This window comes from Rufibacter roseus (genome assembly GCF_001647285.1).
In the GTDB taxonomy this organism is placed as follows: domain Bacteria; phylum Bacteroidota; class Bacteroidia; order Cytophagales; family Hymenobacteraceae; genus Nibribacter; species Nibribacter roseus.
This window is the reverse complement of the sequence record NZ_LRML01000003.1, coordinates 204663-227179: the sequence shown is the minus strand read 5'-3', so window position 1 is coordinate 227179 and position 22517 is coordinate 204663. Positions and strand designations below refer to the sequence as shown.

Genomic DNA, 22517 nt, shown 5'->3' with positions numbered 1-22517 from the left:
GTAGGTAAAGGCTTGAACACGAGCCAAGTTTAGCACCCAAATGCTGGGGTGCCTATGATGAAGTGTGGCCAAAACGACCGTAAGCTACAAAAAAGAAGCCCTTCCATTGGTATTTAGGAAGGGCTTTTTAATAAAAATTAAGAATTATAGCTGTCTAAAATCCCCAAGGAGAATAAAAGCCGCCCATTGGGTGGCCCCCAAAACCTCGGGAGTAACTGTTGCCAGAGCGGATGCCTCCTGAAATGGTAACGTTAGGGGAAATATGGTAGTCGGCCCGGAAGTTGAAGCCCTGCCGCGGGTATTGCCCAAAGCCGAAGGGAGTCATTTGTCCCGGTGCGTATGAGGCTGCTGGGTTCAGATCTTTCCAGACGCTGCCACTAAGAACCAGTTTTTCGCTCATGGCATAAGAGCCGCCCACGTGCAGCAGGTACTGTCTGGTAGGGTAAGCTGAATGGGCAGCGGTGAATTTTCCTTCTCCGGTAGTAGTGGTATAAGTAGGGCCACCCCAGCTTTGCACCACCATCAGGCTACTGAATACCTGAAATCTTGGCGTGACATGGTATTGCACCCTTGGTTCAATATAAGAGCCCGAGCCCAAGTTGCTCACAAAGGCACCTGCGGTTAACCCGTAGCTAATGCGTGGCGGCGCCATCTGCGGCAATTCCAAGGAGTCAACATCAGAAGTACGTTGCAGAATGTCTTGTGCCTGTGTAGTGGCCATTCCAGCTAGGGCCATAAACATCAGCAGAAAAAGAGATCTCAAGGTGAAAAGTGTATGGTTCATCTGTAAAGATAGTAGCAATGTTGGTGGGTAACACTTTGCGCAAAACCTGCCATAGCAGATAACCCAGTGTAAGTTACTAATTTAACGTAAGAACTGCTTCTGTCGTCTAATAGTTTCTGTCGTTTTGGGCCTGTTTTTAGAAAAACAGGCCCAAAACGACAGAAGGGGGCAACATGTCTATTTCCCTTTGCTGGCCAGCCAGGCTTCTCTGCGCTGTTTAGCTTCCTCGGTTACCTTTTGCCCCGCTTTTTCCAGGGGCACTAATTCAAGCTTGGGGTCCTGAATCAGCGTAATTGTCTTCTTAGATTTAGTGCCGTCTTGCATTACCTCCACCGTCACCTTCTGACCAGGCTTGTACTTTGCCAGTAACTCATCTAAGGTCTTTTGGTCTTTCAGCTTCTTGCCCTCAACCGTCAGTATAATATCGCCGTTGTCTAGGTCAGCTCCATACAACGGACTGTTCTGGAAAGTACCCATGGCAATGGTAGCCTGATCCTTATTGAAACGCAGCGGTTCCAGCGCTAAAACAGCTTTTCCAGGCTGTGCAGGGCGTAACGCTAATCCCATGTGCTGGGCTAGCGTTTCATAGGGCATAAGTTCTTTCCCATATATGTGGCGCTGGAAAAAGTCTTTCGCGAAGGCTGGGTCTTTGGTGAAATCTGCCAAAGCCTGTTCTATCTCCGGTAAGGTGTACGGTTTTTCCGGCTCTCCGAAGCGCTTCCACAGCAATTGCATGAAATCATCTAGGGTGCGGTTAAAACGGGTGCGCAGGGTCCAGTCTAACCCAATGCCAATGGCGCTGCCGTAGGTGTAGTAAGAGATGTAGGTGTTGTGGCGGTTTACCGGATCAACCGAGCGTGAGGCATCAACAAACGGCGCCTGCATGCTCATTTCTACCGGTGAAAAATACGCTTTGCCGGGGGCATTGAGTACAAAACCAACCGCAAAGATGACAGAGTTCAGAATTTCTTTTTCCGTAGTCACGTTAGCACGGTGCAAGAGAAGGTTTCCATAGTAGGAGGTAAAACCTTCGGCCAGCCACAGGCCTTCGCTCATATTGGCATCTGTAAAATCAAAGGGCTCCAAGCTTTTAGGCCGAATACGCTCTACGTTCCAGGCATGGAAAAACTCATGCGACAGAGTGCCCAAATGACCTGTGGAGCCGCTGCTCAGCGGACGGGAGCCGGTAATAAAGGTAGAGTTGCGGTGTTCCATGCCATCGGAAGGAGTGCCGGGCATATAGCAGGCCAGAAAGGTATAGGTGCCGAAATCAAAGCGGGGCAGCTCACCAAACACCGCCTGCTGTTCTTGCACAATGCGCTTGGCTTTTTCAGTGTACTCATCTAGTTCTTTGTCGGTGCCCAAATGGTGCATGGCAATTCTGATTTTCTGCTCTATACCTTTGTCTTTCACCGTCCACTCACGCCATTTCAGATCGGCCAGCTCTATAGGACTGTCCATGAAATACTGGAAATCGGGTGCCGAGAATCTCATCTGATCGGCCTCAGGCTTTAGCTGAGTAGCGGCGGTCCAATTGCTGTTGGCGGGCGGAATGAACTGGACTTGTATAGGTGCCTTCTCCAGAGAAGGGGCGTACATAAACGTGGCTGGTGCGTTCAGGTGCGCGTGTGTCTGGTTCACTCCGGCATACGTACCGTCGGCGTGGTCGGCGAAGAGTGTGTAGGAGACGTTGACGGTGCCATCATGGCCTGAAACAATCCAGCGGTGTAAGTCGGGGCGGGAAACGGTTAAGGGTTTTCCCTTGCCGTCGGTGGCCTCTACACTGTACACATTCTTTGCGAATTCATGCAAGGCATAGCGCCCAGGCGAGGAACGTGCCATTCGTACTTCAAGCGTAGGCGTTTGTACACCGGTAAACGTAGCCTTTATGTTGGCTTCATGGTGCACAGCATTTTCAAAGGAGACGCGGTATGAAACGTTCTGTTGCGCCTGTGCAGGAGATGAGAAAGCCCAGAGCGCCGCGGCCAGGGCAATGCAAATTCTTTTCTTCATGGTGAATCAGTGTTGCCCCACAAGATAAGGACAAATTTATGATGTGCCACTCTTAGAGTCTGATATTGGGTTTAAGGCTTCTGGAAAACCATTGCTTCAATGAAGGCTCGGTAATAGTAGGTACTTGCTATTGGCACAAGGCCCACCTGGCGGAAATGTTGCTCAAAAGAAGGCAGCTGCCTTGCTTGCACGTTGCTTAGCACACCAAAGAATCTATACATAGCCCAAAGCAAAGGCTTTTGCCACAGCTGCGCTTTTGTTGAAGGGGCAAGACGAAAATCTGTGTGCAGCCAAAGCCCGTTCGGTAGCAAGGCGCTGTTCAGTTTTTGGATAAGCGTTGTAAGTAAGGAATCTGGGAAGAGGTCCAGCAGGAAGGGGGTGATGACTATATCAAATAATTCCTGGGGGTGCAGTTGGTTCTCAGTTCCCAATCTAAATTCAACTAAAGGAGCTTTTACGGAAGCTTCTGTTCTCTGCCTAGCCTTCTGCAACATAACCGGAGAAGCCTCCAGGTACAGCACATGGTATGGGGAGCAATTCTGGAGCAGTTGGATAAGAATTTCCCCGCTTCCGCCGCCTATTACCAGCACACGTGCCCCCACCGGAATTTTATAGAGAAAGTGTCCCTGAGCTTTTTGCTGCGTATCACCGAAGACTACCTTAGCTAACCTGTCATAAACCGGCGCTATAAAGTTAAAGTCTGGCGTAGTGGAAGGGGAAATCATGCGCAAAGATGAACGTTTTTGACCTGTTTTTACAAAAGAAGGGCAAAAACATATAGCCCACCCCTCCTGAATGAGTCTTGAGTCCTGAGTCGCGAGTCCTGAGTCAAAAGAAGTAATTAAAGACCACACCCTCCTTAGCCTTTCCTGCGGGAGCGGGCAACGCAGTGCCAAGGGCACGCAGGCGCTTAGCGGGAGCACGGACAGGCGGTCCAAGGCAGTAATGGCCACCTCCTCTATGGAACTTCGCACACTGGCCAAGTGGTAAAATAGATGAAGCCCCTTTTGTCTGAGCGGCAGCGAGTCAGGGGCTTCTTGATTCTTTTGGTTACTTTTCTCATCAAGGAGAAAAGTGACAAACCCCGGCAGGGAGAGAGGCAGCTAGAGGTATAGCAAGAAAGGCAGTGGGAGCAAAAGCAATCTAGGTTGTTGGTGAAAACACGCAACAACGGCGGAGGGTAAAGCGGTGGCAGGAGTAAAAGTTCTGGTATAAGAACTGCGTCTTCGTTAGATCCTTCGACTAGCGCTCAGGATGACTGCAAAAGAGGGATGACCGTAAAAGAGTAAATCAGGAATGTGTGGATCCGCTGGTGTAAACATCCCCCTTCGCCCCCTTCAAAGGGGGAGTATCAGGAAAGCATTGGGTCTGGTCTGACTTGAAATAAATAATATAAGACAAGAAGCAGTTAAGCATGCTGGAAATGGCGGTCTACGGTTTCATCAAGTTTCGAGAAAATGAAATCGATGGTTTGGGAGCGCATTTTAGCGGCATCACCTTTAAATAATTGCCGGTACTCTTCTACTTTTTCCTTAAAATAAATAGAGATGAAAGTGGTGCCTATAGGTTTCTCTGAGCTTTCAGAGGCTCCCTGTCCGTATAGACCTGTCACGGCCACACATACATCTGCTTTTAGCAATTTTTGCAAACCTAAAACCATTTCATTAGTGGCTTGCTGGCTCTCGGCGGAGTATAGCTTTAGTGTTTCATTTTTAACGCCCAGAACTTTGTTTTTAGCCAAGGCGCTGTAGGTGACCATGCTGCCCAGAAAAACATCAGTTGTGCCAGTGGCTTCACTTATAGCCGCGGCCAGGCTGCCGGCGGTGCAGCTCTCAGCAAAGGCCAGTGTGAGGCCTTTGTCTTTCAGTTTTAGCACAAGCTGCGTGATCTCTTCGGTCTTCATAGGCGGAAGGTTAATAGTTGCTCATCTTACTCTTTATGCGGGGGAGTGGTTACTGAGTTTGCCAAACCCAACGTCCATTCAAGCGAATACGTAATGAGGAGGAGCTTTTGTTTTAAGGCTGTTTTTTAAAAATAAGCTCTGAAACAGAATTAGAAGAGGTTGTGATATGAAAAAAGCGTTAAGGAAATTTGTAGCCTCAACTGCCTTGTTCACGGTGGAACTGGTGCTGTTGTGGGCTGTCTTTATAATATGTCTGGTATTGTTTTTCTGGTTGGCCAGAGAAGTGATGCCGGGGCGTGAGCTGGGTTTTGACAACATGGCGTTTGCCTGGGCCGATGCCCGTAATTCGCCTGCCCTGACAGAGTTCATAAAAGCGATCACGTTTTTAGCGTCCCGAAATTTTATAACTGTACTGGGGCTTCTGCTCATTGGGTACTTCCTGTTCGTGAAAAAGCATAAGTGGTATTCTATTAAAGTGCCGGTTATTGCGGTGGGGAGTATTTCATTGAATTTGATTTTAAAATACTTGTTTGACCGCCCCAGGCCATTGGTGCCGCATTTGGTAGATTCGTACGGGCTTAGTTTCCCAAGCGGACACGCCATGATCAGTGCTTCGTTTTATGGGTTGCTGATTTATCTGGTCTGGAAACACGTAGAGGCGCCTGCCTGGCGATTTCTGCTGATTACGCTCCTCAGCCTGTTGATTCTCATGATAGGGTTTAGCCGGGTGTATTTACACGTGCATTATGCTACCGATGTGGTGGCCGGACTGGCAGCTGGCCTGGGCTGGGTCATACTTGCTATCTTCATGTTAAACCGCATGGAGCGGTTCTCTAAACGTACCATCAACCCAGTCATAAAAGAGGGGCTGCCGGACAATTAAAATTTTTTTTCTACAACTGACAGCACCTGTATTGACATTTCTAAAAAAGTAGTACTTTTGTGCTCCCAACTGCAAAGAAGGGGTGAAATGTTGCGCTGGTGGCGAAATTGGTAGACGCACTGTCTTCAGGTGGCAGCGCTTTCGGGCGTGGGAGTTCGACTCTCCCCCAGCGCACAGAAGCCGGTCTCAGAAATGAGACCGGCTTTTTTATTGTGTGATCTTGCTCGTGTTGCTAAAAAGTCACACGAATGCTAGAGAAGTATGATATCCGTATTTATAGGGTACCTTTGTGGTTTGAACAAAGAACTTATACATTAAGACAATGGCCGACTTTCCAGTGGATGAGGAGCACCTGAAAAGTGACTTTAACAAATTTAGTGAGTTGCTAAAAGAGCAGGGATTGGAAGGAGCCTTACACTTTCTTGGAAGTAGAACCCCCCATAGGTTTACGGGTATTTATAAATACACCGGCAATATACTTACGAACATAGCGCTGTTCGATAGCCTTGCCGGGAAATTAGTTAAGGGAGAAAACTTCCCCATGAAAGCCACTTACTGTGCCCTGGTGCAGCATGAGCCGAGCAAGTCGCTGGAGTTTAACGACGTAACAACTGATGAGCGGTTAAAGGGTAAAGTAAATTCACCGGTTATCTCCTATTGCGGCGTGTTAATCAGCGATGAGTACGAACAACCCTTCGGGACCCTTTGCCATTTTGATATGAACCGTTGCCAAGAGCGTTCATATGACATTCCGTTGTTGAAATCAGCTGCCAAACTGTTGTATCAGCACCTCTCTTCCCAAACCAATTAGTAGCATCTGTTTGCACAGAACCATTTAGTTTGAATCTTTCTGGACCTTCTCTTGCGTACAAGCGGGTAAAAAAAGAGACGCATGCAGGAACGGGTACAACGGTTGTTTAAAAAACTGGGCGCGCTGCTGGCAGTTATGTCGGTGCAGGTGGCGCTGGCGTGGCTGGTGTTTGTAGCCTGTGCGCTGCTGTTTTTCTGGATGGCCACGGTGGTGTTTGTAGAGCAGGAAAAAGAACTGGACCAGGCTGCGTTTGCTTTTGCCGCCAGCGTCACCACGCCAGAGAATACCGCCTTCATGTATTTCGTCACCTTCTTCGGGTCAAAGGACTTTCTCATTTATGGTTCTTTGGGGCTGGCTGCGGTTTTCCTGATCTTCCAGCGCTGGCGCTTTTACTCTCTCAAGATTATCACCATTTCGGCAACTACCACGCTTTTTAACCAAACCATGAAGTGGATCTTTGACCGCCCTAGGCCAGAGACTGCTTTTCTGGAGCAGAGCGGAAACAGCTTCCCGAGTGGGCATGCCATGATTGGCGGCGCGTTCTGGGGCCTCATTGCCTACCTGATCTGGACCAATGTAAGACAGGTGTGGCTAAGATGGATTCTCTGCATTCTAGTAGGCATCTGGATATTTCTCATCGGTTTTAGCCGGGTTTACCTGAACGTGCATTATGCCTCAGATGTGCTGGCCGGTTGGAGCGCCGGAATTCTTTGGCTCATGGTGGCGCTGTACTTACTCAAAAAGCTGCAGCACCGCATGGGGCGCAAGGTGGAGAGTAAGATTGAAAATTGAAACTGGCTACTGCTTCTGGCTGGGTCAGCTCAGGAAAGAGTACTAGGTGGTGTAAATTGTCAATAAAATTGACAATTTTTACGTCTGCAATTGTCCGTTTACCTAAACAGAAATCTGTAAAACGAATATACTATGATTATAACGCCCAGAGTTCGCGGCTTTATCTGCCTGACTTCTCATCCTGAAGGATGCGCCCAAAATGTAGAGAACCAGATCAACTATGTGAAATCAAAAGGCACTATTGACGGCCCTAAAAAAGTATTGGTGATTGGTGCCTCTACTGGTTTTGGGTTGGCCTCCAGAATCACGAGCGCCTTTGGTTCTAACGCTGCTACTGTTGGGGTGTATTTTGAGAAGCCATCGGCGGAAGGAAAGCCAGGTTCACCAGGTTGGTACAACACTGCCGCATTTGAGCAAAAAGCGCAGGAGGCCGGTTTGTACGCCAAGAGTATCAACGGCGACGCCTTTTCTGATGAAATCAAACAAAAGACAATTGATCTTATCAAAGCTGATTTAGGCCAGGTAGATCTGGTGGTGTACAGCTTGGCTTCGCCCCGCAGAACAAACCCTAAAACCGGCGTAACCCACAATTCTGCCTTAAAACCAATTGGCCAGACCTTCTCTAACAAGACCGTTGATTTCCATACCGGCAACGTGACCGAGGTAAGCATTGCGCCAGCCAATGAGGAAGATATAGAAAATACCGTAGCCGTAATGGGTGGCGAAGATTGGGAAATGTGGATAGATGAGATGAAAAAAGCTGGTGTGTTGGCGGAAGGTGCCGTTACCGTGGCTTACTCTTACATTGGACCATCTTTGACCGAGGCAGTGTACCGCAAAGGCACCATTGGCCGCGCCAAAGACCACTTGGAAGCTACCGCGTTTACTATCACTGATAAGTTGAAAGACCTGGGCGGAAAAGCTTACGTTTCAGTGAACAAGGCCTTGGTGACGCAGGCCAGCTCGGCTATTCCGGTTATTCCGCTGTACATTTCATTGCTGTACAAGGTCATGAAAGAGAAAGGCATTCACGAAGGTACTATTGAGCAGATTCAGCGTTTGTTCCAGGATAGACTATATGCCAACGGCGAAGTGCCTACTGATGAGCAAGGCCGCATCAGAATTGACGACTGGGAAATGCGCGATGACGTGCAAGCCGAAGTGGCCGCCCTTTGGGAGCAAGCTAACACTGAAAATCTTTCTGAGATTGGTGACCTGCAAGGCTACCGCACCGACTTTTTTAACCTGTTCGGGTTTGAGGTAGACGGCGTGGAGTACGAAAAAGATGTGAACGAAGTAGTAGAGGTGCCAGGTCTGGTACAGTAACTACCTTAGAATTTCTGTTTCAGGCCTTTTTTATGAAAAATACGCCTGAAACAGGTTGTCTTAGTCCTGTTGGTGCAAGTTTTTGCTTCGCCAACAGGACTAATTTTTTCCTCCTGTTTCAACACTTTCCCCCAGCATCAAATTATATGAAGTACCTCTTTGCCGTAATTTGCTCTTTACTTCTAACCGTTCAGTCGTTTGCTCAGCAGAAGAAGACAGAAATTATTGTGATTGGCAGCATTCATCAGGCTGTTCCTAATTTCAACGCAGATACGCTGTACTACATTCTGGAGCGGGTGCAGCCAGATATTATTCTTGCTGAAATTGATTCATCTTTCTTCACTCAAGATTTCCAGTACAAATATCCGTCTAAAGAAAACGAACAAAATGCCACCATCAGGTACCTGGCGCGGCACCCTAAGGCTATGGTGCGGCCTTTTGAATTTGAGGGGAGGAACGAGTACCGGCGGGAAAGAGGGATGGTGCCCGCTGATAACCTAACTATCAAATTGCTGAATTCTCTGTACAAGGCTAACCAACTCACGGCTCAGCAGCACGCCATAGTACAAGCTTACCATGATATCACAGATTCTTTGAAAGTGCGGGCGGCTAAATCTCCGCAGCATTTCAATAACGGTACTACAGATGCTCTTGCCAAAAGGCGGCAGGATCTGCAGCACCATGGTATCGCCAGCATTACCAACAACAGAATTGAGTTTGATACCACTTTTTTAACCAAGCCTAACGGAGAGCAAATCAGTTACCGGAATGGATATCAGTTGTGGGCTGATTTTTGGGATTTGCGTAACCAGACCATGGCCAGAAACATCATGCGCATGGCCAATCATTATCCGGGGAAACGGTTGGTGGTATTGACTGGCTTTCTGCACCGGTACTACATTTTAAGCGAACTCCGGAAGTTGACCAACGGAAAGGACATTGAGTTAAAGGAGTTCTACCATTTTACATCGGCCAGTAACGGAAAGTAGGAAACATTATTCGCCTAACAACTGCTCATATAGCCTCAGGTTCTCTTCATCAAATACTACAAAAGTTACCTGCTCCGGCAGCTTATTTTCCTGTAAGAACTCCTGAACAGTTTGCACGGCCACCTGAGCTGCTTTGTCTTTTGGATAGCCATACACGCCCGTGCTGATGTTAGGGAAGGCGATGATCTTTACTTTGTGTTGCTGAGCCAGAAGCAAGGAATTGCGGTAGCAGTTGGCTAGCAACTTAGGTTCATTTTTATGGCCGCCGTTCCACACCGGCCCAACGGTATGGATGACGTACTGAGCAGGTAAATCACCGCCGGTGGTAATCACGGCTTCGCCGGTAGGGCAGCCGCCTTGCCTGGCTCTGATCTGTTTACACTCCTCCAGAATAGCCGGACCGCCTGCGCGGTGAATAGCCCCGTCAACACCACCGCCACCTAACAAGCTGGAGTTTGCCGCGTTCACAATGGCATCAGTGGTAACTTTGGTGATGTCTCCTTTCAGTAGATTAATTCTGTTTTGGTTCATAGTGTTTTAGGGCTGTTTTTTTGAAAAGTAGGCGGAAACGGAATTAGCTTTTATAAGCATTTCTTCAATTCATTTTCTATGGCGCGGAAGTTACTACCATGACTTACCAAGCAGTATCTGTAAGTCACGGAAGTAACTTCCGCGCCATAGAGAATTTTAAGCGAATAGCATTTACTTTCTGTTTGTCTCATTCTGAGACTGTCCTCCCCTCATCCTAACCTTCTCCCTCGGGGAGAAGGAACTGCGCTTTTGCGTTTTCGGCCTGCTTTTTATAAAACAGACTAAAAGCAGTTATAATTAAACTAAAGGCAGCCTTATCGCCTGTAATCTTTCCATCTTCAAATTCCCGCATCTTCAAAGTTGAAATAGCACATTAGCACATTCAATAATCAACATATTGAAATCTAGCAATTTACTTTTACCCTCAATGCTTTTAGGCCACTGACGCCTTGTAGGTCATCTATCTCCAGGTTTTCCACGTCTTCGGTCAGTACTTGTTTGTTTTGGAGGTATTCTATGTACTCCATGTATTCGTTGGCTTCGCGGGCCTGGGAATAAACAATAGCTACTTTGCCAGGTTGGGTGAGGCGTTCGTCGGTGCCACGTATCAGCGCCTTGTCCACCCGTTTTTTCACTATTTCATAGCGAATATTATACGCTCCGTCTACGTCGAACTTTCGTTCATCTTGCCGGAACCGGATGGCCAAGGGTTGGCTGTGAATGAGAATGAGCTGCGTGGTTTCTAAAGGTACTTTTAATTTAGGTTTAAGTGCGGCGGCGCGGCGGGTGACTTCGCACATAACCATAAGTTGCCACAAACGCAGGTTCCGCAGAAACATGATGTCAAATGGCTGCCGCTCTTCTAATGAGGCGCCCACGTAAATGTTGAATTCCACCCCATCGGTTTTAAACTTCTCAAAATAGTGCGGGTACATATTCTGGGCGCTCAGCTCCTCCTGCTCAATGTATTCAGAAATGGTCTCGTTTATGAGCGTGAGGCTTTCCTCAAATGCTTTACGGCGCTTGTATAAAATGCCCAAGTCGGGATCCATGGCATCTCGGTAGTTCTGAATGTAGGGCATCAGGTCTGGGTGGGTGGCTTCCAGAAACTCAAACATTGGCTCTACCTGCGTGCGCAGCATATCAAAAATGAGGATGCCGTCTTGCGAGATCAGGCCTTTTTTGAGCTGACGCAAATGTTTGGTCACCGAGAAGCGTAACTCATCCAGAATGGGCAGGGGGTGTACTTCAATAGCCTTTTTCAGAATTCGCTCCGCCAACTGTAGGTGTTCAACCAAGTCGCCTAAAATAGCAGTGTTTCGCTCAGTGCTGGAGCCGCGTACATCGGCGGCGGCGTACAGTGGGTATACATCCGGAAATACAATGGGCTCCATTTCCACTGGCCCCGGAGTGTTATTCATTTTGTCTAGCAAGTTCAGGGCAGCCTCTCTGAATCGCCACTCCAACACCGGATGTATAGCCGTAAACTTATCGCGTATTACTGCCTGTACCCGTGCCTCAATTTCTTCTGAATTACGGTTGACAGCAACTGCAAAAAGGGGCAGAAACTGCTCTATTTTAGAAAGTGAGAAATTGTCCAAATCGCCAGGATTAGGGGAGCCCAACTCCAGAATGCCAATGGGCTCTTCACCGTAGCGTAGCAACGCCAGAATGATGTTCTGTATACCCATGCCCAGCATTTCTTCGCGCACGCCTTCAGGTAGCTGGTCAGACTTGGCTACATCTTTTACTACCAGTGGCCTGCCATCGCGTACCAAGCTGTCATAAATAGACTTAAACCCTACGTAACTGCTGCTGCTTGGCTCACTCTGCAATAAAAAACTGTGGTTTATCTTGTTGCCGAAGTTTACAAAAGTGCTTCGATTTTTGTGGAACGCCGCCACCCCCAGCTGCAAATGGGGGCGTTTAAAGTAGATGCGTACCTTCTCCTGTAGTTGTTCAAACCTATCTGGTGCCAGCATGACGTCGCGCTCCAGCAAATCGTTCTTCAGCGAAGACAAGACTTCCTGCACAGTTACATCTACCAGGTGAAGGGTGTAAAAACCATTGATTTCAAACAACTCCGGAGGGAGAACCTTCATCCAAATGTCCATGTCCCGGATGTTGTCTAACAGATGCTGAATCTCAACTTCTGACAAAGTGGGCAGCGGACCAAGGGGCGTAATATCCAGGAACTGGGTGTTAATCTCAACGTTGTAGTGCCGGTACAGGCCCAGCTGATAATCGGGAACGGTATAAATCAAGAACTCCTCGTGAGGTACCTGTACCTGGTAAAACTTCTCCAGAACCATAAAGTAGACCATGCGCACCCGGTTGAAAAGCATGCGGTGCTCGTCAATGTTCAGGGGGCGCTTGAGGTAATTATGGTCAGTTAGAATGATTTCCCTGAACAGATCTGTATGGTAAAAGCTGACATCGTAGTTAGGCCCTACAGTTCCTATGGCTTCAATTTCACGAGTGGCAGGTGGAAAAACAGCCGTCATGAGCAGGTCAATGATGCACTCATAATTCTCCAGCACTTTTAGGTCCGTGATGGGGCCTAACAATTCCGGGGCATCTTTAAGCTGACGGGTGATTTCCTGCGCACAGTGTATAAAGCTGCTTTTGCAGCCTTCGTGCTCCTGCTGCCAATACCTAATGATGGGTGCAAAGCTCAGGTTGGCCTTGAACGGAAAAGTAGTAACGCTGATATTATGTTCTTGGGAATGCATACAGGGCTTTTAACGCAAAACAGCCTTGGCAGATACAGAAAAAGCCAGCTTAAAAGCTGGCTTTCTGAAAAATAGAAGATTTAACGTGCTATTGGGTTACTGCTTCAAAAAACGGATGGTTTCAGTTCCGCTGGATGTGGTGACGCGGTAAAAATAAACACCTTCTTTAAGTGCGGCTAACTGTACGGTTTGCGCCTGTTTTCCGGCGGGGAAGGTGCGGTCAATTGCTTGCTGTACCACTTGCCCCTGGGCATCTAACAACTCAATTTTCACATTGCCCGCTGTTGGTACGTTAAAGCGCAAAGTAGCTTTGTCAGTAGTTGGGTTGGGGCTTAGTTGAAGAGAACTGGTGTTATCTGACTTTTCTGGATTAATAGTCTGTGCCTGATGAACCGGCTTGTTGGGGTCTATGAGAAGAAAGCGGGTGGCGTTCCAGCGTTCAATAAACCTTTCTTTGATGGGCCCTCTTCTGCGCTCGCGGTTTTGCATTTGTTCCTCTGTAACCCCATGCTTAGCGGCAATGGCCTGTAAATCAGTCCGCCATTTTTCCTGCTGCGCTTTTACTTTTACTCCAATGGGCGTTAAGTGCTTTTCATTACGCTTGGCCAATTCGGCTAATCGTAACAACTGCTCCCGTTGCTCTGCACGAGCAGCTTTGAATTCTGCCTTTTGATCTTCAGTGAGAGGAGTTTGTTGAGTTTCGCGTTCTGCTTTCAGCTGCTTGAAGCGTTCCTTCTGGCTTTGGCGGTGCAGGGCCAGTTGCTGCCGTATGTCAGCCAGCTCTCTTTTGTCTGCTTTTGAAAGTTTTTTATCCAGCTCTTTGCGCTGTTCTAGTATAAACGGAGCAATGTGTAGACGCTGGTAAGTAGCCAACTCTTTCCGAAGCTCCCCATGCACTGCTTTGCGTCCAGGTCTTTTGTCTTTTTGCGCCAGAACGCTATTGCCTAGCAGCATCACCAACGCCAGTAGGCACAACCAAATTTTGCTGTTCATAACTTTATAGTCTTTTCTTGCTTTAGATGCAGTTGAAGTTCAGAGGTTTAATGAAAGATAGAAAAATTAACGTTTTGATGCTATTTTTTCAAAAAGAGGCTAAAAACAGAAGAAGGTATTGGTGTATTTTCAACTGCGAGCATTTAAACTTGCCAGTCAGCAGGTGCCAAATTTTATTAAGAGTAGCGGGGACTGCATTGAAAAGGCTAGGTTCGAGTACAGGCTGTATGGTTTGTCATTGGTAATAAATAAAAAAAGCCGATGCTGTTGCTGCACCGGCTTTTCTTGTTTTAGAACTGAGCCTTCTTATCTGAAGGTGTCGTTGGTATCTACTATGCGTACTTCTTTCACATTCAGCTTGAAGTTGGCAATTTGTGCATCTTCATCTTTCACTGATTGTGGAAGTCCCTCTTTCACAATATTAGAGTAGCTCATGGGCGAGGGAGTGTTGTTCTTCAGGGCATCGGCCAAAGGTTGGGCTTCGCTGTCGTCGGTCACAATAGTCACGTACAGGTTATCAGCGGTCCAGTATTTCTTGATGGCCTGGTTTACGTCTTCCACCGTCAATTTAGCCAATAGCGCATCCATGTCTTCAATGTAATCGCGGCGGCCGTAGAAGTGCGAGTCCAGCAAAAAGCCCAGGCGTTTCTCAGGGGTTTGGATGTACAGCTTGTTGTAGCTGCGCAGGAACTGGCGGGTCAGCTCGAAATTTTCTTTGCTGATACCGGTCTTGATCATATTGTCCACCTCACGCAGAGCCAGACGCAGGGCAAAGTGGGCGTGCCCTACTTTAATGCCGCTCAGTTCTTTGTACTGCTGTTTCAGGCCTTCGGCAGTTTGTACGGGTCTGATCCAGAGGGCATGGTAGTTTGAGCTTCTGGGCACGCCAGGTACGGGCAGCATGTTAGAACCACCGTTCTCGTACCATTCAATATAGCTGTAGTCTCCGTAATTCATGGAGCGGGTACTTCTTATTTTGTTGTACAGCTGGCCGTAACTCTTGCGGTGCTCGCCCAGGTAAGAGTTTGCCACCATCAGGGCCGCGAAATCATCTGAAGAACGGGTGATTCTAAGCGGTGTGCCGGTAAAAATAGCCGAGCCCAAGGCGTTTGGCTTGCTAATGATCTCCACCACAATTCCGTCGGGTTTGTTGGCTTTGCCCGGCTGCGGAATGTTAGGTCGGGTACCCGATAGTCCTTCCAAGTCAACAGTAAGGCGGTTCAGGAAATCTTGGGAATAGTTGCCGGCAATACTAACGGTGACGTTGTGGCGCGTGAAGAAATTCTGGTAATGGTTACGCACATCTTCCAGGGTAATTCCTTTTACGCCCGTGCTGGTGCCTTGGGGCGTGTGCTGGTAATTAGTGCCCCGGAACAGGAGGTCTTCCAAAGCTTTCTTGCTGTAATCCTCGTCTGAAGAGGAGCGGATAACTTGGTCAACAAAGTTCTGCTGATTTGACTTAACACGATTAAAATCTTCTTCCGCGAAGCGTGGCGTGAGCACCAAACCTTTCAGAATAGGGTAGAACTCGTTCAGGAAATCTTTATGCACGGCAAACGTGAACACAGTGGCCTCTTTGTCTACGCTGGCACCGTACTGGGCGGCCATGGGGTAGATTTTCTCCTGAATCTGGGTGTTGGTCAGCTCTTGGGTACCCCCAGCCATTATGGTTTGGGCGGTGGCATAGGTAAGTCCTGCTTTTCCGGTTGGGTCTGAGATAGAGCCATTCCGGAACATGAGCTTCACAATTACTTTGTCTGACTCAGGCAGAGCCAGTTCTACCACGTCAAAGGGCATAGTGGCTACTACCAGCGCTTCATCTGGTGCTTTTTCTGGGTCAACGGTGGCGGAGGTTTGCGGTTGTTTCTGGCAGGCGGCTAAGCTTAGGGCCAGCGGCAGAATATAAGTCAGTATCTTTTTCATTATTTCACACCTCCTTCTTTGTTAGGTGAGATGGTGGCAATGGTAAGGCCACTGTTCACGAAATATTTTTTGGCCACATTCATAATGTCTTGCGGCGTTACCTGGTCATACAGCGCATAAAGTCGGTTCAGGGCTTCAGGGTCGCCGGTGAGCCAAATATAGCGAGACAAGGCATTGGCAATGGCGTCTGGACTGTCCATGGCCATGGCGAAGCTGTAGCGGTTGTTGCTTTTGGTGTCCTGCAGTTTCTGGGCATCAACAGGCTTGGTTTTCATCTCGTTGATAGCCTTGGTGATCTCGTCTTTCACGTACTGCAGGTCTTCAGCTTTCACCACACTGGCAGACACTGAAATAAGGTTAGGGTCGCGGGAGAAGCTGGGGCCGCCGCCCACAAAACGTACTTTCTGCTCTTGCAGCACCAGTTTCTTGTACAGTTCTGAAGTAGGAGCGAACAGAATGCTGGTCATTAAATCAAGTGCGGGCAGGTCTTTGTTGGTGTCTGAGAAAGCGGGGCCTTTGTACGCCAGCAACAGGTACGGCGGAAAGCCAGCCTGCTGCACGTGCGCGTAGCGGGTTTCTTTCTGGGCGGGTTCGGTCTCAATCTTAGGAGTATATTTTCCGCGTTTCCAGTTGCCGAAGTATTTCTGCGCCAGACGGTTCACTTCTTCCTGCTTTACATCACCCACTACCACAATGGTAGTATATTCTGGGCGGTAGAAGCGGTCGAAGAATACTTTGGAGTAGGCAAACTGGTTGGGCATGTCTACCACGTCTTTAAAGAAGCCCATGGTGGTGTGGGCGTAGGTGTGCTTCTTAAAGGCGGTGCTGTAGAGTTTCTCGTAAAGCTGTGAGTAGGGGCTGGCGGAGTTCTTGGTGTACTCACCTTTCACAGCGCCGGCTTCGGTCTTGAAGTCGTGCTCTGAGTATTTCAGGTTCTGGAAGCGGTCGCCTTCTACCTCAAACATTTTCTCCAGCATATCGGCGTTGCCGGTCATGTGGTACACGGTGCGGTCTGTGGAGGTGTTGGCGTTGGCCGAGGCACCAATAGACTTCAGCACTTCCTCGTACTCTTGAGTAGAATACTTCTCGGTGCCCCGGAACATCATGTGCTCAAAGAAATGCGCGAAACCGGTTTTGCCTGGCTCTACTTCCTCTCTAGAACCGGCACGCACCACAATATAGAAGGCAGCAAGTCCGGGAGTATTATACGGCACAGTGACCACGTTCAGGCCGTTGGCCAGTTTGGTCTGCTGGATAGGGTAGGGCAAGATTTTTTCGCCGGTGCCCTGTGCCTGCGCATAGCCGCTGACGACCAGTGTACACAGCAACAGCACCAGGCTAAGCAGTTTTGTTTTGTTCATAGATAAGTTGTGTTAGTGAGACTAGCAGATGTTCGTTAGCCACCTGCAGGGGTGAAGTTACAAAAATGAGACCGAAGTTGCGGATTTCACTGCTACATGTTCGTGTTGAAAGTCAGGAGGGAGAAAACAGTGCAGTATTTGCGTTTATAGCCTGTTTTTCAAAAAGTAGGTCTAAAACAGGTGACTAGGTTATTGCCTTTTCACGCACTGCTGATGTTCCCTTCTCGGAGGGATAGGTGTTCTTCTGGTTCTATAGCTGCTGATAATGCATTGGCCTACGCAGCGGACAGGTCGCGACCTGTCCCTACTTTTGCAAAACATTATCGCTTGCTCAAATGACCTCGCAGCGTTTTTCAAACCTGCGAGTGTCTGTGCCAATATCTCAGCAATGCGTGGGAAAATAGTAAAAGCAGCAGGCTGAAATAATATTGAAAAGTGCCTTAAAGCGTTTCGGGCCTGTTTTCTGAAAAACAGGCCCGAAAGGGAAGTCAATTCTGTGATTTGCCGGAGAGCACTTGCACCATGTTCATCTCCAGAGTGGGGTAGGCGGTTTCTATGATCCGGCCAAGTTCTTTGCCGTCTTTATAGAAGATAAAAGTGGGGACAGCTGTGACGTTATCTGCTTTTTCTTCACCGGCTAAACTAGTTTTATCCTCGCGCAGGCTAATGAGCTCCAGGCGGGCATAGGGAAAGCGGGCGGCATCCAGTATCTTAAAGAATCTGGGCACTTCCCGCTGGCTATCTAAGCACCAGCTGCCAATGTAGCCTTTTATACTCACGCCCTCCAATAGAGGCTGTAGCTCCTCCATTATGGTTTCATTGGGTTTGTATTTCAGGTACATAGGGTGAAACCACTCACTGTACGGGGCTTGCTCAAATGCCACGCGGGTGGTAGGGCCAATAAGCACGTTGCCGTCACCCGCCTGGTTTGCCTCCTCGCGGTTTTCGTTCGGGTCTAAACCGGTGTGGGTGTTTTCAGTGATAGGTGCCTGCCGAGGGGTGGCGCAACTTGCTAACACTACCAAGGCAATTATGAGAAAGCTGTATTTCATGGCTGTTTCTTTGTTACTTTTCCATTTAACGGATAAAAGTACTATCAATATTCATTTCGCCCGAAAAATTTAACCAAGTTCTGGGCTTTGCAGGTTCTGCCCATTCCCATCGAAGAGAACTACCTGTTGGCGAGCAAAGGCTACTTTACGTTTTCGGCCTGTTTTTCAGAAAACAAGCCGAAAACAGATTATCTTCATTTCTAATTCTTAAATTCTAATTTGTAATTGAGCAAAGCGCTAAATTGATTCAATAGGTCGGGGCTCGTCAAGGTCCACGAATTCACCTTCCCAACGGGCAATGACCGCAGTGGCCAGGCAATTCCCTATCACGTTTACTGAGGTGCGGGCCATGTCCATGAGCTCGTCAATACCCAGAATGATAAAGATGGGTTCCACGGGTAACCCAAACGAAGCGGCTGTGCCCATCAGGATCACCAAGGAGGCACGAGGTACCCCGGCCACCCCTTTACTCGTGAGCATGAGCGTGAATACCATCAGCAGCTGCTGCTCCCAAGTAAACGGAACGCCCGCCGCCTGTGCCACAAACACAGAGGCTAAAGATAAATAGAGCGTGGTGCCGTCTAAGTTGAAACTGTAGCCCATGGGCATGACAAACGCCACTACTTTGCGCGGTACGCCAATAGATTCCATGGCTTCCATGGCGCGGGGCAGGGCGGCTTCAGAACTGGTGGTGGCAAAGGCAATTGATACTGGTTCGGCAATGGCTTTGGCAAACATGACAATAGGAATCCGGAAGAACAGGGCCACCGGCAACAGCACCAGCACCAAAAATGCCAGCAAAGCCACGTATAAAGTAGCCAGCAACTGGAACAGGTTAATCAGAATACTAAAGCCCATATGGCCTACGGTATAGGCAATGGCGGCACCCACGGCAACAGGCGCAAAGTACATGATGATGTTCGTGAATTTGAACATGGTTTCTGCCAAGCTCTCCGTCACCTCCAGTAACGGACGGCGCTTGCGCTCATTCAGCATGGCTAATCCAATACCGAACAATACGCTAAACACCACAATCTGGAGTACCTGTCCATCGGCCACCGACTTGGCAATGTTCTCTGGGAAAATGTGCAGGATAATGTCTTGCCAGGTCTGCGGCTCAGGGGCCTTTATTTCGTCACTGGCCTCGCCACGCAATACAATGCCTTCGCCGGCTTTGCTTATGTTAATGGCCGCCAAACCAATAAATAAGGCAATAGTGGTCACAATCTCGAAATAGATGAGCGCCTTGCCTCCCATTTTACCCACCTGCTTCAGGTTAGAATGCCCCGCAATACCCACCACCAGGGTAGCGAAAATGAGCGGTGCAATAATGGTTTTCACCAGCTTCAGGAAAATCTTGCTCAGCACGTTCAGGCTTTGCGCAAATTCAGGAAAGGAATAACCTATCTCGGCGCCAATGACCATACTCACCAGAATCCAGGTAGTAAGCGATCTCTTTCTGTAAGCGAATAGGGCCAGAAGAGCAATGCCTACCCAACGGGCAGAAGTTAGTGCCGTTTCCGGAATAACTACCCAGCGGTAGTTCTGTACCACCGTTAAGGTAGCCGCCACAGTAATAATGACAAAAGCCGACAGAGCCAGCGCGTACTTTTTCATAAAAGGTGTAATTCAAAAATTAGGGTAAGAATCAATTTTTGTAAGAGATGAAATGGTGCCGAAACAGCAGTTTACTCTACAGAAAAACCGACAAATGTAATGAATTCTATTACATAAAATGCATAGGAATAACAAGTGAGAAAAACAGAAGATTTTAGCCGCTGCGGCCTGTAATTTCATGCCTGCAACGACTTTTATAAAGGGCTATGGTATCAGATGAAGCCCAAGGGAAAAGACTATTGTTTCAAGCTAGTCAGCATAAGGGGCTGCTTTAGTAAAATTTTTAAAAAGTGAGGAGATGCTGGTGGGGTATTGGTGGTTTTTTGCTACACTTGAACCTTTATTCCCTTAACCCGAATACCTATGCTCACTTGGCATATTGAGACCCGAGAACTGACGTTGCGCTATACCTGGAAAATATCACGCAATGCCTCTGATATTAAAACAAACCTGTTCATCACAGTGGGTGATGGCCAGCTCCAAGGCCGTGGCGAGGCGGCTCCTAACGTTCGCTACGGCGAAACCCCTGAGCTGTTGAACCAACAGTTTGCCCAGTTACAAGCCAGTGGCCTTGACCAGATAGGCTCGGTTACTGAACTGCAGCAGCTGACAACGCAGGTGCCCGTGCTGCCTGCCCTGCGTTTTGCCCTGGAGAGTGCGATGGTGCATTACCTGTGCCGCAAGCAGAACAAAACCGTCCCGGAATTCCTGGGGGTAGAACCAGTAACCTCGGCGCCCACGGCTTATTCTTTCCCCATCATGGACCCCGGCAAAATTGCCGCCTTTACCGCCGAGCATGGCCTGAAGCGTTTTGAGTACCTGAAGGTGAAAGTAAACCAAGAGAGCGGGCTGGACATGATGGCTGAAGTTGCCCGTGCCACCTCGCAACCGCTGGTGGTGGACGCCAACGAGGCCTGGCAAGACCCTGATGCCCTCATGCGTTTCTTTGAAGGTCTGAAAAAGTACCCTATCATCATGATAGAGCAGCCCATGCCATCGGCGCTGCAAGAAGAGTACCTGTACCTCAAGAAGCATACGCCCTATGACTTGTTCGCCGATGAATCGGTGACTGACCACGCCGATTGGGACCTGCTACAGCAGCAGTTCCATGGCGTAAACATGAAACTGATGAAAGCTGGCGGTTACCTCAATGGCCTCGAAATTCTGAACAAGACCCGTTCCCTAGGCCTGAAAACCATGATAGGCTGCATGATGGAAACCTCCATGGGTATTTGGTCTGCCCTGCAATTGGCCCATGGCGTAAATATCCTAGACTTAGACGGTATGTTGATTGTAAAGGACGAGCCGTTTGGCTTAGTGCGTGAGGAGGCAGGGCGGTTGTACCCAGTAGAGCAGCCGTAGTTGTTGTTTTAGACCTGTTTTTTAGAAAAGAATCCCAAAACAGCCAGGCCCAGCAGAAATAATTCTGCTGGGCCTGGCTGTTTTGGGGAGAAGGGGTGCGACGCTAGAATATTGTAGCTATCAAAGATAAAATGTATGTTTAGGAGAGATATTAGTCGGGTAGTGGGAGTCAGGCTCTTGCTAGCCGGTAGTTGTGGTGCATTATAAATATGAATATACTGAAGTCTATTTTTGGAAATACAAACAAGACTGAAGAGGAAGTACCTGAAGAGTTTCAGAATTGGGTAAGGAAAAGCATTCTTTTAATCGGAAAAGAGGGAAAAGAAATGGAGGACAAGGAACTTCAATCTTACCTTATAGAGCATGGGATTCCTAAACAAGAAGCCGTAGAAATTCTCCTATTCTTACCGACTGCATTTTGCAGAAAGCTAAAGCCATCTATAAATTGGTCAACAGAATACATCGACCACTACTCTGATAACAGGCAAATAAAAAGGAAGTTAGTTGAAAATAAGAGATATCAGCTTATACAGATTGAAACTGATAATTACTGGAATTCTAGCTCAGACTTTCAAATTAAGTTAGCGCTAGCTGGCCGTAGCCCAGAATATAAATCAGTCCAACACCTTTTGGAGAACGGTAGCATGCCAGAAAATATAAGAGTAAGTGAGCCAATTATAATCAGGTAAAAATAACGCACCACAACAACACCTAAACGTCAGACTCGGCCGACGGCCTCGCCCGTCGTTTAGCCCAGTACGTTAGGTGCAAGATTAGACATGAAGACTTTATACCTCATATTATTTGCACTGTTGGCTCCAATTTATACATATGGGTGTACATGTATGCAAAGAACCTTGACCCAAGTAATAGAATTGGATAAGGATTTAGAATATATTTATTTAAAAGCCAAAATATTAAATATAAATGCAACTGTTTATGGACAACCCTATGAATTCATTCCAGTCAATGTACAAGTGCAAGAATATTGGCATAAGAAAGAACTAGAACTCCATTCCGACACTTTAACTATATTTGATGATACATCTTGCCACTCATCAGAATTTCAACAAGACTCCGTTCACCTTATTATAGCTTATCTTGACCAAGGTATTTATAGAACAGGTGTATGTAAGACTAATTGGGTTTTCTCACAATATGGAGAGGGAATTAATCAACTTGGCAAGGGTTTCAAAGTACAGATGGCTAATAGTTCTAAACCAGTTGAAGAATTAAAACCGCCAGTTGAGAATAGGTTTCAGCTATCAAATATAATATCTTTTGTAAGCATCCTGTTAAACGCTGTTTTAATTTTCTTGCTTTTAAAGAGAAAACAATCCAGCACCTAACAAGGTGCATAAGTTATGCTACGGCCGACGGCTAAGCACGTCTCATGCACTAGGCCTTGTATGGTATTTTAAATATAAAGAACAGCTAACTTAATA

The 22517-nt window shown here is 47.8% G+C and carries 19 protein-coding genes and 1 tRNA gene; 9 read left to right on the top strand and 11 right to left on the bottom strand.

Annotated elements, in window-relative coordinates; all coding sequences use genetic code 11:
- Positions 1-154: 154 nt before the first annotated feature.
- The 4 genes from A8O23_RS04995 to A8O23_RS04980 form a co-directional block, all read right to left on the bottom strand.
- Positions 155-763 carry a hypothetical protein gene (locus tag A8O23_RS04995; protein WP_153042078.1) on the bottom strand — a complete coding sequence of 203 codons (609 nt, stop codon included), beginning with the start codon at positions 761-763 and terminating at the stop codon, positions 155-157.
- Positions 764-961: 198 nt separating this feature from the next.
- The gene (locus A8O23_RS04990; protein WP_066617543.1) at positions 962-2797 is read right to left on the bottom strand and encodes a M61 family metallopeptidase; all 1836 of its coding nucleotides are present in this window, start codon (positions 2795-2797) and stop codon (positions 962-964) included.
- Positions 2798-2868: 71 nt separating this feature from the next.
- Complete coding sequence (locus A8O23_RS04985; RefSeq protein ID WP_153042077.1) at positions 2869-3771, bottom strand: class I SAM-dependent methyltransferase; 903 nt, start codon at positions 3769-3771, stop codon at positions 2869-2871.
- A 434-nt stretch (positions 3772-4205) separates the two neighbouring features.
- The gene (locus A8O23_RS04980; protein ID WP_066617536.1) at positions 4206-4700 is read right to left on the bottom strand and encodes a CinA family protein; all 495 of its coding nucleotides are present in this window, start codon (positions 4698-4700) and stop codon (positions 4206-4208) included.
- 166 nt (positions 4701-4866) lie between these two features.
- Here A8O23_RS04980 and A8O23_RS04975 point away from each other — a divergent pair, with 166 nt between their 5' ends.
- The 6 genes from A8O23_RS04975 to A8O23_RS04950 all read left to right on the top strand — a co-directional run bounded on the left by A8O23_RS04975 (position 4867) and on the right by A8O23_RS04950 (position 9501).
- On the top strand, positions 4867-5583 hold the full coding sequence (locus A8O23_RS04975) for a phosphatase PAP2 family protein (protein WP_066617533.1): 717 nt from the start codon (positions 4867-4869) through the stop codon (positions 5581-5583).
- Between the two features lie 92 nt (positions 5584-5675).
- A tRNA-Leu gene (locus A8O23_RS04970) sits at positions 5676-5757 on the top strand.
- 148 nt (positions 5758-5905) lie between these two features.
- Positions 5906-6394, top strand: a complete 489-nt coding sequence (locus A8O23_RS04965) for a hypothetical protein (protein WP_066617531.1) — start codon at positions 5906-5908, stop codon at positions 6392-6394.
- 81 nt (positions 6395-6475) lie between these two features.
- Entirely contained in the window at positions 6476-7186 is a 711-nt protein-coding gene (locus A8O23_RS04960; RefSeq protein ID WP_066617528.1) for a phosphatase PAP2 family protein, read from the top strand.
- Positions 7187-7318: 132 nt separating this feature from the next.
- Positions 7319-8512, top strand: a complete 1194-nt coding sequence (fabV, locus tag A8O23_RS04955) for an enoyl-ACP reductase FabV (protein ID WP_066617526.1) — start codon at positions 7319-7321, stop codon at positions 8510-8512.
- A gap of 146 nt (positions 8513-8658) precedes the next feature.
- Positions 8659-9501 (top strand): hypothetical protein, encoded by an 843-nt coding sequence (locus A8O23_RS04950; RefSeq protein WP_066617523.1) that lies wholly within the window; start codon positions 8659-8661, stop codon positions 9499-9501.
- 6 nt (positions 9502-9507) lie between these two features.
- On the opposite strand, the gene A8O23_RS04945 is transcribed toward A8O23_RS04950, so the two are convergent.
- The 7 genes from A8O23_RS04945 to A8O23_RS04915 all read right to left on the bottom strand — a co-directional run bounded on the left by A8O23_RS04945 (position 9508) and on the right by A8O23_RS04915 (position 19710).
- A complete protein-coding gene (locus A8O23_RS04945) occupies positions 9508-10032 on the bottom strand; it encodes an O-acetyl-ADP-ribose deacetylase (RefSeq protein WP_066617521.1) in 525 nt (174 codons plus the stop codon).
- A 404-nt stretch (positions 10033-10436) separates the two neighbouring features.
- Positions 10437-12764: a GAF domain-containing protein gene (locus A8O23_RS04940; protein WP_066617519.1), complete on the bottom strand. Its 2328-nt coding sequence runs from the start codon at positions 12762-12764 to the stop codon at positions 10437-10439.
- 96 nt (positions 12765-12860) lie between these two features.
- Positions 12861-13757, bottom strand: a complete 897-nt coding sequence (locus tag A8O23_RS04935; RefSeq protein ID WP_066617517.1) for a T9SS type A sorting domain-containing protein — start codon at positions 13755-13757, stop codon at positions 12861-12863.
- A 306-nt stretch (positions 13758-14063) separates the two neighbouring features.
- Positions 14064-15680, bottom strand: a complete 1617-nt coding sequence (locus A8O23_RS04930) for a M16 family metallopeptidase (protein ID WP_066617515.1) — start codon at positions 15678-15680, stop codon at positions 14064-14066.
- Entirely contained in the window at positions 15680-17041 is a 1362-nt protein-coding gene (locus tag A8O23_RS04925; RefSeq protein WP_066617511.1) for a M16 family metallopeptidase, read from the bottom strand. Before A8O23_RS04925 ends, A8O23_RS04930 begins: the two co-directional genes overlap by 1 nt.
- Before the next feature lie 488 nt (positions 17042-17529).
- Positions 17530-18093, bottom strand: coding sequence for a thioredoxin family protein (locus A8O23_RS04920; protein WP_066618267.1), 564 nt, complete (start codon positions 18091-18093; stop codon positions 17530-17532).
- A 237-nt stretch (positions 18094-18330) separates the two neighbouring features.
- Positions 18331-19710, bottom strand: coding sequence for a dicarboxylate/amino acid:cation symporter (locus tag A8O23_RS04915; RefSeq protein ID WP_066617508.1), 1380 nt, complete (start codon positions 19708-19710; stop codon positions 18331-18333).
- A gap of 363 nt (positions 19711-20073) precedes the next feature.
- Between A8O23_RS04915 and A8O23_RS04910 the strand changes: the two genes are divergently transcribed.
- The 3 genes from A8O23_RS04910 to A8O23_RS04900 all read left to right on the top strand — a co-directional run bounded on the left by A8O23_RS04910 (position 20074) and on the right by A8O23_RS04900 (position 22421).
- Entirely contained in the window at positions 20074-21072 is a 999-nt protein-coding gene (locus tag A8O23_RS04910; protein WP_066617504.1) for an enolase C-terminal domain-like protein, read from the top strand.
- 209 nt (positions 21073-21281) lie between these two features.
- Positions 21282-21761 carry a hypothetical protein gene (locus A8O23_RS04905; protein ID WP_066617500.1) on the top strand — a complete coding sequence of 160 codons (480 nt, stop codon included), beginning with the start codon at positions 21282-21284 and terminating at the stop codon, positions 21759-21761.
- A 90-nt stretch (positions 21762-21851) separates the two neighbouring features.
- Positions 21852-22421: a hypothetical protein gene (locus tag A8O23_RS04900; protein WP_161486694.1), complete on the top strand. Its 570-nt coding sequence runs from the start codon at positions 21852-21854 to the stop codon at positions 22419-22421.
- Positions 22422-22517 lie beyond the last annotated feature (96 nt).